Source organism: Flavobacterium aeripolare, from assembly GCF_013294025.1.
GTDB lineage: Bacteria > Bacteroidota > Bacteroidia > Flavobacteriales > Flavobacteriaceae > Flavobacterium.
In genome coordinates this window covers 116,596-128,175 of the sequence record NZ_JABSNL010000010.1, presented here as the reverse complement: position 1 = coordinate 128,175, position 11,580 = coordinate 116,596, and the positions used below count along the sequence as shown (strand labels likewise).

General features: G+C 35.0%; 14 protein-coding genes. 5 read left to right on the top strand and 9 right to left on the bottom strand.

All coding sequences use genetic code 11. The annotated features are described in order from the left end of the window. Window positions 1-483 precede the first annotated feature (483 nt). A complete protein-coding gene (locus tag HNQ00_RS12505; RefSeq protein WP_173838835.1) occupies window positions 484-1,734 on the top strand; it encodes an MFS transporter in 1,251 nt (416 codons plus the stop codon). A gap of 134 nt (window positions 1,735-1,868) precedes the next feature. Next, entirely contained in the window at window positions 1,869-2,930 is a 1,062-nt protein-coding gene (locus tag HNQ00_RS12500; protein WP_173838834.1) for a DUF3810 domain-containing protein, read from the top strand. An 86-nt stretch (window positions 2,931-3,016) separates the two neighbouring features. Here HNQ00_RS12500 and HNQ00_RS12495 read toward each other — a convergent pair whose 3' ends face one another. Next, a complete protein-coding gene (locus HNQ00_RS12495; RefSeq protein WP_173838833.1) occupies window positions 3,017-4,321 on the bottom strand; it encodes an NAD(P)/FAD-dependent oxidoreductase in 1,305 nt (434 codons plus the stop codon). A 298-nt stretch (window positions 4,322-4,619) separates the two neighbouring features. Here HNQ00_RS12495 and HNQ00_RS12490 point away from each other — a divergent pair, with 298 nt between their 5' ends. Continuing rightward, on the top strand, window positions 4,620-5,114 hold the full coding sequence (locus HNQ00_RS12490; protein WP_026708198.1) for an RNA polymerase sigma factor: 495 nt from the start codon (window positions 4,620-4,622) through the stop codon (window positions 5,112-5,114). Between the two features lie 5 nt (window positions 5,115-5,119). Further along, window positions 5,120-5,773, top strand: coding sequence for a hypothetical protein (locus tag HNQ00_RS12485; protein ID WP_173838832.1), 654 nt, complete (start codon window positions 5,120-5,122; stop codon window positions 5,771-5,773). A gap of 87 nt (window positions 5,774-5,860) precedes the next feature. Here the strand turns inward: HNQ00_RS12485 and HNQ00_RS12480 are convergent, their stop codons facing one another. Then, window positions 5,861-6,685, bottom strand: coding sequence for a lysophospholipid acyltransferase family protein (locus HNQ00_RS12480; RefSeq protein WP_173838831.1), 825 nt, complete (start codon window positions 6,683-6,685; stop codon window positions 5,861-5,863). 111 nt (window positions 6,686-6,796) lie between these two features. Beyond that, window positions 6,797-7,453: an NUDIX hydrolase gene (locus HNQ00_RS12475; protein WP_173838830.1), complete on the bottom strand. Its 657-nt coding sequence runs from the start codon at window positions 7,451-7,453 to the stop codon at window positions 6,797-6,799. Between the two features lie 96 nt (window positions 7,454-7,549). Here HNQ00_RS12475 and HNQ00_RS12470 point away from each other — a divergent pair, with 96 nt between their 5' ends. Continuing rightward, the gene (locus tag HNQ00_RS12470; protein ID WP_173838829.1) at window positions 7,550-7,990 is read left to right on the top strand and encodes a DUF4268 domain-containing protein; all 441 of its coding nucleotides are present in this window, start codon (window positions 7,550-7,552) and stop codon (window positions 7,988-7,990) included. 79 nt (window positions 7,991-8,069) lie between these two features. Here the strand turns inward: HNQ00_RS12470 and HNQ00_RS12465 are convergent, their stop codons facing one another. From HNQ00_RS12465 to HNQ00_RS12440, 6 genes are all read right to left on the bottom strand, one after another. Next, entirely contained in the window at window positions 8,070-8,366 is a 297-nt protein-coding gene (locus HNQ00_RS12465; RefSeq protein WP_173838828.1) for a DciA family protein, read from the bottom strand. After that, window positions 8,347-8,793 (bottom strand): hypothetical protein, encoded by a 447-nt coding sequence (locus tag HNQ00_RS12460; protein WP_217425275.1) that lies wholly within the window; start codon window positions 8,791-8,793, stop codon window positions 8,347-8,349. Before HNQ00_RS12460 ends, HNQ00_RS12465 begins: the two co-directional genes overlap by 20 nt. 346 nt (window positions 8,794-9,139) lie before the next feature. After that, on the bottom strand, window positions 9,140-9,559 hold the full coding sequence (locus HNQ00_RS12455) for a hypothetical protein (RefSeq protein WP_173838827.1): 420 nt from the start codon (window positions 9,557-9,559) through the stop codon (window positions 9,140-9,142). Further along, window positions 9,556-9,972: a GreA/GreB family elongation factor gene (locus HNQ00_RS12450; protein WP_254598517.1), complete on the bottom strand. Its 417-nt coding sequence runs from the start codon at window positions 9,970-9,972 to the stop codon at window positions 9,556-9,558. Before HNQ00_RS12450 ends, HNQ00_RS12455 begins: the two co-directional genes overlap by 4 nt. Before the next feature lie 94 nt (window positions 9,973-10,066). Beyond that, a complete protein-coding gene (locus HNQ00_RS12445; RefSeq protein WP_173838826.1) occupies window positions 10,067-11,347 on the bottom strand; it encodes a Glu/Leu/Phe/Val family dehydrogenase in 1,281 nt (426 codons plus the stop codon). 6 nt (window positions 11,348-11,353) lie between these two features. Further along, window positions 11,354-11,572, bottom strand: a complete 219-nt coding sequence (locus tag HNQ00_RS12440; RefSeq protein WP_173838825.1) for a hypothetical protein — start codon at window positions 11,570-11,572, stop codon at window positions 11,354-11,356. Window positions 11,573-11,580: the final 8 nt, after the last annotated feature.

The following is an 11,580-nucleotide window of genomic DNA, read 5'->3' as shown; positions in this document are numbered from 1 at the left end:
ATTCGATTTCCTGACTATAATGCAATTTATACGCTTAATATGTTTGCAATTTTAGACATTATTCAAATCACTTTTATTCGATTCGAATACAAAATCAAAGCTATACTTTTAAAATACTAAGCTGTACCTTTTGAAAAATCGAACAGTAAAGCTTAAAAATAAAATTACAATACATACAACAACAGCTTGCGCTTTTACTTAAAAACCGACTAAAACCTGCACGCTAGCATCTTAAAGTATCAAAACGGCAAAGCTGTATCTTGCGATTATTTAGTTAAATTAAGATTATTTAACTAAAATAAAATAGCATAACAAGAACAAATAAATAGTATCACTTTTTTAAATGACTAGAAACGTTAATTAAAGTAAATCGTAAAATGACTGATCACTTATAGTAGTAGTATTCGTAAATTTGATATACTCACTACTTCTTGTCTTTGGCACACTTTTATAGTCTTGCAAGAAGCCATTCTTATTACTATTATGCGAACAAATATTAAAAGCGCACCACGCAATCCATATATATTAGCTTGGGCATTCGGACTATTATTTTACTTACTTGAATACGCAGTGCGCTCTGCTCCTAGCGTTATGATTCCTGAGCTATCTACTGCATTTGCAACCTCCCCAAAAAGAGTAACATCGGTGATTGGAATGTATTATCTAACCTATTCTGTCACTAGTTTAATTGCAGGAATTGCATTAGACAAATTAGGTGCAAAATATCCTTTATCTATAGGTACTATTATTGCAGGCCTAGGCTGTATCTTATTTGCAGTTGCAAGCATATACGACGGTTATATTGGTAGATTACTACAAGGCGCGGGTTCAGCTATGGCTTTCCCTGCTTGTGTATATCTTGCAGCAAGAGCTTTTTCCCCTAGAAAACTAGCTACTGCCATTGGTGTAACGCAGTGTCTTGGAATGTTAGGTGGATCTGCTGGACAATTTTTGATAGGCCCAGCGCTAAGAGATGGATACAGCTTGCATTTTATATGGATAGGCTTAGGTGCTCTTATTATTTTAATTGGTGTTTTTATCCTATTTGTAACTCCAAAAGATGAGATCAAACCACTAAAGCACAGCGAAGATAAAAGCAGCTGGTTAGATCCCTATAAAATTGTATTCACTAATAAACAAAGCTATTTGTCTGGTGCAATCTCAGGGTTGTTATTTGCCCCAACAACTATTTTTGCAATGACTTGGGGTGTTGCTTTTTTTCAGAAAGACCGCAACATGGATTTTGAAAGTGCCACATTAGCAAGTGCTTTTGTAGCCCTAGGATGGGTAGTTGGCTGTCCGTTGATGGGATGGATTGCCGACAAAATAGGTAGAAGAAAACCAGTACTGATCGTGGGCGCGTCATTAATGATTATCAATTTACTACAGCTATTGTACTTACCTACATTATACCCAGCCTATATTAGTACCTTTTTATTAGGAGTAGCCTCTGGAGCAGCGATGATTCCGTATTCTGTAATAAAAGAAAGTAATCCTGACAATGTAAAAGGAAGCGCTACTGGAGCTATTAATTTTTTAACTTTTGGGGTAACTTCACTCTTAGGCCCGTTGTTTAGTTACTTATACGGGAATACTTTACTGACTGCTGTAGATAGAGAAACGCATTTTCAAAGTGCTGGATTGTTTTGGGTTGTGTGTATTGGTATGGCGATCGTATTTGCCTTGCTATTGAGAGAAACTGGAAAGAAAGCCTCTGAAGTTGCCGCCATCTAAAATCTGTAATAAATATACACAAAGCTAATCCCTTGACACTCTTTTTGCTGTGTAAACATTAAGTTTTATATAGCGAACAGATTTGTATTAAAGTGATTATATTTACTTCTTGAAACTCCATAAAAATCCTTCAAGTGAAGTCTAAATATTTTCTAGCATTATGTCTCGTTTTACAAATTATAACCCTAAAGATTCTTGCTCACTTTCCTGAAGTCGTAGAGCAATATTACAGCAATGGTATTTTTCCTATGCTATCTATATGGTCTAGAAAAGTTTTTAGTTTGTTCCCTTTTTCTGTGGGAGATGTAATTTATACACTACTAATTGTATTAATTATCCGCTGGTTATGGAACAGTAGAAAGTCCTGGAAAGTGGCTTGGCGCGCTCATTTATTACAAATAGTAAATGGTATTTCGGTATTTTACTTTCTATTTCATTTTTTATGGGCTTTGAATTATTACCGCCAACCGCTATCAGAGAAAATGAATATCGAGACCGAATATTCTACTGAGGATTTAATCCATTTTACCGAGAAACTTATTGCAAAGACTAATGCTGTACACAGTCTACTTGTAATAAATGACAGTATAAAAGTAACCATACCAACTAGTACAGAACAACTCTATAAAGAGACTTTGAACGGCTACGAGAAAATAGCTGTTCGCTATCCATTTTTCCAATTTCAAGAATTGAACACCAAGAACTCCTTATTGAGAGTTCCTTTATCGTATATGGGATTTAGCGGATATTTAAATCCTTTTACCAATGAGGCACAGATTAACAGTTTAATCCCAAAATACAATTTACCAAGCACAGTAACTCATGAAATGGCACACCAAATAGGATATGCAAGTGAAAATGAATGCAATTTTATTGGTTTCCTAGCCTCGGTAAACAATGAAAATTTATACTTTAAATATTCCGGATACAGTTTTGCGTTAAACTATTGTCTCAATAGTATCAAACTTAAAGACGAAAAAGCATTCGAAATAATCATAACTACAGTTCACAAAGGAATTTTAAAGAACTATGAAGAAAGCCAAGATTTCTGGGAAGAATACCAGTCTCCTATCGAAATCGCTTTTCACCTTTTCTACGATAATTTTCTGAAATTAAACCAACAAAAAGACGGCATGAATAGTTACAGTAAATTTGTTGACTTAATGATTAACTACTACAAAACAGAAGCGCTTTAAATATTACAGGTAAGATAAAAAGTCGTTTATCAGTATAATGACAGACGACTTTTATCTTGTTTTTCATAAATTATTTACCAAAATAATTATACTTCATCAGTTGTAAAAGTGGTAAAACTTTTCTTTTTGTAAGGTCTAATAATCAGTCGGCCTTCGCGGTCAAATCGTATATAATTGTAAACCCAATTTAAGAAAACTACAGCTTTATTTTTAAAACCTATTAAAGAAAATAAGTGCACAAACATCCAAACGAACCAAGCGAAAACACCGCTAAAATGGTAATTAGGTAAATCGACTACCGCTTTATTTCTACCTATGGTAGCCATTGATCCTTTATCGTTGTATTTAAAAGGCTCCATATTTTTATTCTGGATTAGCTTTATTAGATTTTGTCCCAATAATTTTCCCTGTTGTAATGCCGGTTGCGCCATCATCGGATGCCCTCTCGGAAAGTCCTCTGATTCCATTGAAGCAATATCTCCCACAGCAAAAATATCATTATAACCGTGAACTTGACTGTATTCATTAACGCGTATTCGAGCCACACGCTCTACTAAAGAGTCTGCACTAAGTCCCGAAATTAGAGCCCCTTCTACTCCTGCTGTCCATATCATCGTAGCAGTTTCAAAACTCATATCAGCATTTGTAGTAACAGTTTTGCCGTCGTAGTTAGTAACGCGTACGTTTTTCCAAATAGTTACTCCCAAACTCTTTAAAAAATCCTCAGCTGCTATTGAAGCTTTCTCACTCATCGTATTTAAAATACGGTCACCGCTTTGAATCAAATTGATTTGCATTCTTGCAATATCTAGATCTGGGTAATCTTTTTGTAAGATGGCTTTTTTCATTTCGGCTAAAGCTCCAGCAAGCTCAACCCCTGTAGGCCCCGCACCTACTAATACAAAATTGATTAGGCTATTTTGCTCTGCAGTATCTCGCGTTAAAACAGCTTGTTCGAAATTCTCTAAAATCAAACTTCGAATATTCAACGATTGCGGAATCGTTTTCATTGACATACTGTATCTTTTAATATCACTATTGCCAAAATAGTTGGTTTTAGAACCTGTGGCAATAACAAGATAATCATAAGAGAGAGTTCCTATTTCGGTAATAATTTGCTTATTCTTAGTGTCTATTTCCTGAACAGAGGTAAGTCTAAAGTAACAATCATCATACTCCTGAATTACTTTACGAATAGGGTATGCAATCGATCCCGCCTCTAAACCACCAGTGGCCACCTGATAAAGCAAAGGTTGAAACGTATGGTAGTTGTGCTTGTCTAGTAAAACCAATTGCACGGCTTGGTTTTTAAGTTGCTTTGCTAATGCAATTCCAGCAAATCCACCACCTATTATTACTATTCTTGGTAAAGCTGAGTCAGGTATGTTCATAGTTTGTAATTTGATAATTTTCAAATATACAATCTTATTGATTTATTCTATAATTATTATTTTTAAACCTGCTTGCCATGCTACTTCAGGCCTAACGTCCTTATATATTCTACTCACTCTAAAATAGCCCCGATGGCAGTGGAAATCCTCCCGATTTTTAGGGAGATTGTAGCGTACAGCGGGACAAAATGTGCTTATGAAATACTTACGTACTGCTCCAATTGATTAAAATGAATTATTTAATGAAAAAAGCGAGCTATCTTGTAACAAAAACCACCATTGTGTAACTAACGTATATATGACCGAAAATCTCGAACATTCTTTTGTACAGCAGCTGCAGGCAAATCAGAATATAATCCATAAAATATGTCGATTATATACTGATTGCGAGGACTCGCATAAAGATTTGTTTCAAGAGATTACCATTCAGTTATGGAAGGCTTTCCCTAAATTTAGAGGTGAAAGTAAATTTTCTACCTGGGCATACCGAGTTGCCTTGAATACCGCCATCACGCTATACCGTAAAAACAAGCGAACTATTGCTACAGTAGAATATGAGAGTAGGCAGCATTTTACTAAGGAGATCGAATACAATTATGAGGAGGAAGAACAAATAAAATTGATGTACAAGGCTGTTTACCAATTGAACGACATTGAAAAAGCATTGATTTTCATGTATTTAGAAGACAAGGATTATCGTGAAATTGCAGAGACTCTAGGGATTAGTGAAGTGAATGCAAGGGTAAAAATGAATAGAATAAAGGGAAAACTAAAGAAAATTTTAAATCCTTAAGAATTATGAAAGAACTGGATTTATTAAAGAAAGACTGGAAGAAGAATGAGAATTCTTATGAGCAGGTAACAGAGAACGAAATATATAAGATGATTCATAAAAAATCATCGTCGATAGTAAAATGGATTTTAATTATTAGCATTATTGAATTTAGTTTGAGTACGGTTTTAAATATCATACTGTCGTTTACAGATATCGATGAAAACAATACTCGATTTATTAAAAGCTTAGGGATTTATAACTATTACCAAGGGTTCACCATATTTTTATATGCTGCTATTATTTATTTTATAGTACTATTTTACAAGATGTACATACAGGTATCGGCTACAGATAACACTAAGCTGTTGATGAAAAACATATTGCGAACAAGGAAAACGGTTCACAATTACATCTTATTTAACTTGGTTACAGTTGCGGTTGTTTTCATAGCGTTCTTGACTTTTGGTTTAAAAAGCGCTTTGTTACACCAAACACTAGAAAACGGAAAGCATTTAGCCGAAATATCAAATAGTATTTACATTGTTTCCTTTCTAGTGATAATAGCAATTACTGCCGTTGCAATAGGAATTATATGGTTGTTTTACAGACTTTTATATGGTTTGTTATTAAAAAGATTACTTATAAATTATAAAGAATTGAAGAAGATAGACTTGTAGTAGTGGTACTCATTTTTTTCAAGCAAAAAACCCAGCAATTATAGTAGTTGCTGGGTTTAATTTTTTAAGCTTAATGCACCTATTTTTTTAGTGCTTATTTTCCTTATAGCTGTATCGTCTTCTTGAGTTTAATTTTTCTTCCTCGTCTAAGATTTCTTCCGGTATTACCTTTAAAAATGAAGGATGTTGCTCTATGGCATATTCTACTTTTTCTACTATGTCATCGATACTATCGTTTTCATAATCGATGTGTAGAGGCTCTTTAATAATAAAGGATTGCAAAATTCCTTTCTTTTTCATGCGCAAGCCTTTTTTGTCAAAGGAACGTCTAAAACCGTCTATTACAATAGGAACAACAATAGGTCTGTGTTCTTTTATAATATGAGCCGTACCTTTACGCACAGGCTTAAATGCCTTTGTAGTACCTTGCGGAAAGGTAATTACCCAACCATCATCCAGCGCCACTTTTATACTCTCAGTATCATTAGGGTTTACGTCTTTTTTATCGATGACATCCACTCCTTTTTCGCGCCATGTACGCTCTACAGATATTGCCCCAGCATAGGCCATTATACGTGTTAACAAACCTGCTTCCATTGTTTCCTTTGCCGCAACATAATATACATTCATCTTAGGACTCCACAAATATCCAATGTTTTTTATGTTGTTTTCTCTCCCTTTCAGGCTGGCATTAAAAACGTGAAACATTGCCACCACATCAGCAAAATAAGTTTGGTGATTAGAGATAAACAATACATTTCGGTCTGGTAAATTTCTTATAATTTCAGAACCTTCTATTTGTAATTCGTTAAAACCACGGTAACGTCTATGCGTTGCAGCACCAAACATTCTAATAAGCCAACGCTTTAAGAATATGATATGACCAAAAGGATTTCGCTTCAGTAATCCCATAAAATTGTGTATTAATTTTCTAAATTCGAACTACAAACTTACGAAAATTATTCTTGTCGCAATTTGCTTTAACAGTAGTGATACGGTGAACATACAAGAAAAGTTGCCGGTTTAGATTTTTAAACTAGTCTCATTTTTAATCACCTTCTTGATTACCTCCTTCAACTCGCTTAACATCATTGCAGTAGCACCCCAAACTATTTTTCCTTCTATGTTAAAAGCGGGAACTTCTATAGCTACAGCATAAGAAGTCGTCATGGCAGCTGATGTAACTATTTCTTGACTTAAAAATACAGCCAGTGGTAACTCGATAATTGCTGCTACCTCACTAGGGTCAGCAGTGAACTGTAGAGGTTTATTAGCCACTCCAAGATACGGGTAGACCATAAAGTTACTAGGCGGTATGTACATAGGTGTAAACGCTTTGATAACCTCAATTTCTTCTGGAGACACACCTACCTCTTCGTGAGTTTCACGCAATGCTGTAAAAGCATAATCAAGGTCATCATTTTCATATTTCCCTCCCGGAAAAGCAATTTGAGCAGAGTGCACTCCTTTATAGGTGTTTCTTACAATCAATACGATATGGGTTTGTTCATTTTTAGGATAAAAAAGCATCATTACAGCGGCTTTTTTCGCATTGCTCCCCATACCTGGTTTTAAGCTTTCTATACGCTCTAAGGGCGCCATAATGCTATGAGCAGCAATTCCTGGTAATTCTAATTGTGCTATATAAGGAACATATTTTAAAAAAGATTGAAAATCCATAATCAAAGTCTATTTTTGTACTCTAAAAAAGAATATAAATATAGTTTAGAAAATAGTCGTGCGCAAACTTTCTAAAATCTAAATCCAAAATTACCAATGTACAGCAGAGAAGAAACTCAAAAATTAAAAAGAGAATTCTGGGTCACATTCGCAGATAAATATCCTAGAAAATGGGTACTGTACGATACTAAAATAAAAGATTTCTCTTTTAAATTTTATGTCGACAACAAGAAAGCACAAGTCATTATTGATATCGAACCTCGCAATGACGAAATCCGAAAGGCCTATTTTGACAAGCTTGTAGCGCTTAAAAATATTCTTGAAGAGGAATTTATTAAAGACCTGGTTTACGAGGAGAATCACACACTTGAAAGCGGAAAAACCATCAGCCGCATCTGGGTAGAAAAAGTAGGCGCCGGCGTGAGTAATAGAAACAACTGGGATGCTATATTTGATTTCTACAATAAAAACATGCACGCTTTAGAATTGTTTTATTTAGAATACGACGAATTCATAAAAGACATCCACAAAGGATAATTGCGCTGTTAAATAAATAAAAAAGCGGTCTAGATTTTATTATCCAGACCGCTTTTATGTTTCATAAAATCCAGTTCAATTATCTTAAAACAACCGCCGTAACCACATCGCGTCTTAATTCTTCATTGATCATTTTAATAATTTTACTTTTACCGTGACTTAACTCCTCTCTTAAAACAGATGAAGTAAGCTCAACATACAGCGTACCTCCTTTTAAAAGCACATTGCGAGTGTAACTATTCACACCATTTCCCATTAAATTGCTCCAAGCATCTTTTACATCAATTTGATCCATTCCTGGTTGCAATTTATTGACCTTTATAATCTGCTGCAACACATCACCCACCGTACTTTGATTATTTAGTCTCTTTGCCATCTCCTGTAATATTTATTGGTCCTGCTTTTTTATAATGATATTCTTTGTCCTCGGTGTTTTTAAAAACCAATTCTTCATCTGATATTTTAACTAATTCCTCTGACCATTTTGCATAATCAGTAACATAATCTAAATAGACTTTATCTTTGTCTAATCTAATAGTGAAATTTTCATAGGTATCGTTCACTAAAAAAGTACCATCTAATTGTGGCATCACCTTTTTTCTAATCCCTTTTTTGTCCTTGATTCTAAAATAATCAAACGACTCATTCATTTTATAATCTTTATCTTCCCCTTTATCAAATACTACTTTCTCAATCTCCCAGTAGCCATTCATTTTAGCAATATCAGCACTTTCTATTTTTTGACCGCAACTCACAAAAACTAATGAGAGTACCAGCATTCTAAGCATATTTTTTATAGTCATAATATAAATTTGAATAACGTAATGATTCTTTTTTTTGGAGCATATTCCTGCTTTCCGCTGTATCCTCGCGATAATTGTTTCATTCTTCCACAATTTTCACTCGGGATGCCGCTCCCATCAGGGCTAGGATTTAGTGGAGCAATTTGCATTTTTTCACAATGACAAAGTTAGCTTATAAAAGCGCAATCCAAACAAAAAATAGCGGCAGTTTTTACATTTTTTGTATTTATAATTCTAGTATAAAACAGTTGTCTGAGCAATTTCTACTAAATAAAAAAAGCAGCAACTCTACAAGAGAGCTGCTGCCTTAAGAATCACAATAACGAAAACCATGACACTCTATATTTTACATTTTTTCTTCTAAGCAATTTTCAAAAAACAAAATCACATTGACTTTGTAATACCTGTAGGCCGAAAAATGACTTTCGATATCTACTCGATATTTAGTATGGTTGTTCAAGTAAAAAGTCTCACATTGAACGTCCTCGCATTCCTTAATCATCTCTAGCTTATTAATAAACGAACTTAAACTGTTATGATAATCCTCATTGATTGCGCTAACGTTATCAAGATCTTTTAGCAAATCCATTTTTTGTTTTCTATCGCAATTAAAGCCCTTGAATACCGAAGAGATCAAAATATGCTTAAAAAATAAAAGTTCTATTCTTGTCATGGCAATCCTTTCTTTCCACAACTTAATGTCGCTATCCATGAATTTCATCTGAATATCATCCACTGTCTCGTGTTCGTAAATTAACTCTTTCATATTTGGCTATTTAGTAATTGATTGCACTGTTGCTCGACATTCAAAATTTCAATGGTATTTTCACCAGAGGGGAATTGCCATACAATTTTATCTCCAGCAGCATAGCCAAAAAGTGCTAACGCCATGGGAGAAAGAATGGATATTTTATTCTTTGTAATATCACTTTTTTCAGCTGTTACAATTTGGTAACTGCGAGTCACATTGTACGGCGTACTAATGTGCACAACCGAATTAAACCGTACCACATCATCTGGCATCGCCATCCCATCAAAAACTTTTGCTGTTAGTAATTCCAACTTAAGTTTTTTTAAAGATTCGCGATAAATTTTATCTTCTTGATTTTTAGACTCGGCTATACTTCGCATCAGTAAACCGTACTCCCTTCTATCAAGTAAAAGTTGACCGTATTTCATAATTAAATGCTTGTTTAGTAAAAACAAACCTTTATAGCAATGAGTGGTAACTATAAAGGCTTTTGAATAAAAAATAAAAAAAACTACAAGAAAACTATGGAAAGATACCGCGTTGTATATAAGCAGTTTCAATTCTTTTTATCGCTAATATATAAGCTGCTGTTCGCCAATCTGTCTGGTTTTCTTTCACTACATTTTCGACCTTCTTAAATACTTCTGTCAATTTCTTGTCTATTTTAAACATCACTTCGTCTAGCTGCCACAACTCGCCATTGCGGTTTTGTAACCATTCAAAATAACTCCCTATTACCCCTCCAGAATTGCACATAATATCAGGAATAATTGTAATCCCATTTTGTAATAAAATAGCTTCTCCCTCTGTGTCAACTGGACCATTTGCGCCTTCTGCAACGATGGCTGCTTTAACTTGATAGGCATTGTCAGCTGTAATCTGGTTTCCTAAAGCTGCAGGAATCAGTATATCACAGTCCAGTCCAAAAAATGCTGACGGGTCCATTTCTACCGCTCCCTCAAACCCTTGAATAGAACCCTTTCTAGGTTTTGAATGTTCGAATAAATCTTCTACTGCAATTCCCTTTTCATTTATAATGGTTGCATGTGCGTCTTGAACTGCTAATAAAATAGCCCCGTCATTGGTTAAAAAATGAGAAGTCCAGTACCCCACATTTCCAAAACCTTGTACGATGAATTTTTTACCACCTAATTGCTCTCCCCTACTTAAACACAATAACTTTATCGTTAAATACACGCCATATCCTGTTGACCGATTACGACCTTCAAGCCCTCCCGAGCCCACCGGTTTCCCTGTAACTACGTGTTGGTTTTTTGATCGCTCTGATGAAGATTTGGTCGACATAAATGTATCTGCCATCCAGGCCATCGTTTGATCATTTGTATTCACATCAGGAGCTGGAATATCGTGTTCTGGTCCTATGTTCTCTCCTAATGCATACGTAAAACGTCGTGTGATGCGCTCTAATTCTCCTATTGAATATTCTCTCGGATCAATTTGGATTCCTCCTTTGGCACCACCATAAGGCAATCCTGCTAATGAGGTTTTCCAAGTCATCCACATGGCAAGAGCTTTTGCATCTTCTACATCTACTGTAGGATGGTAACGCAATCCCCCCTTGTAAGGACCTAGCGCATTGTTATGTTGCACGCGGTAACCCGTGAATATTTTGACTTCGCCCGTATCCATCTTTACTGGAAAGTGAAGTATGATTTCGTTATTTGTTATTGATAAAATGTTTCTAATGTTTGAGTTCAACATAATCGTATCTGCTGTCTTATTAAACTGCTGCATTACGTTGTCTAACATGCTTTTTTTTGTTGCTTCTTTTGTCGCTGCCATTTTTATTTATTGATAATGTTCACAAAACATTTTATTTGTTCGCTGCCACATACAGTGGTTGTTATTTTCGCAATTGATACATAATCCTAGATTAACATCACTAATTACACTGCCGTCCTCGCTAGCAGCAGTTATGCTTCTATCTTGTAAAGTGGTCTTTTGCATCACCTCCATATCTATCCCTACGGGAACATAACCGACAGCTTGACTATTTAATACCTTCATCTCTCTCG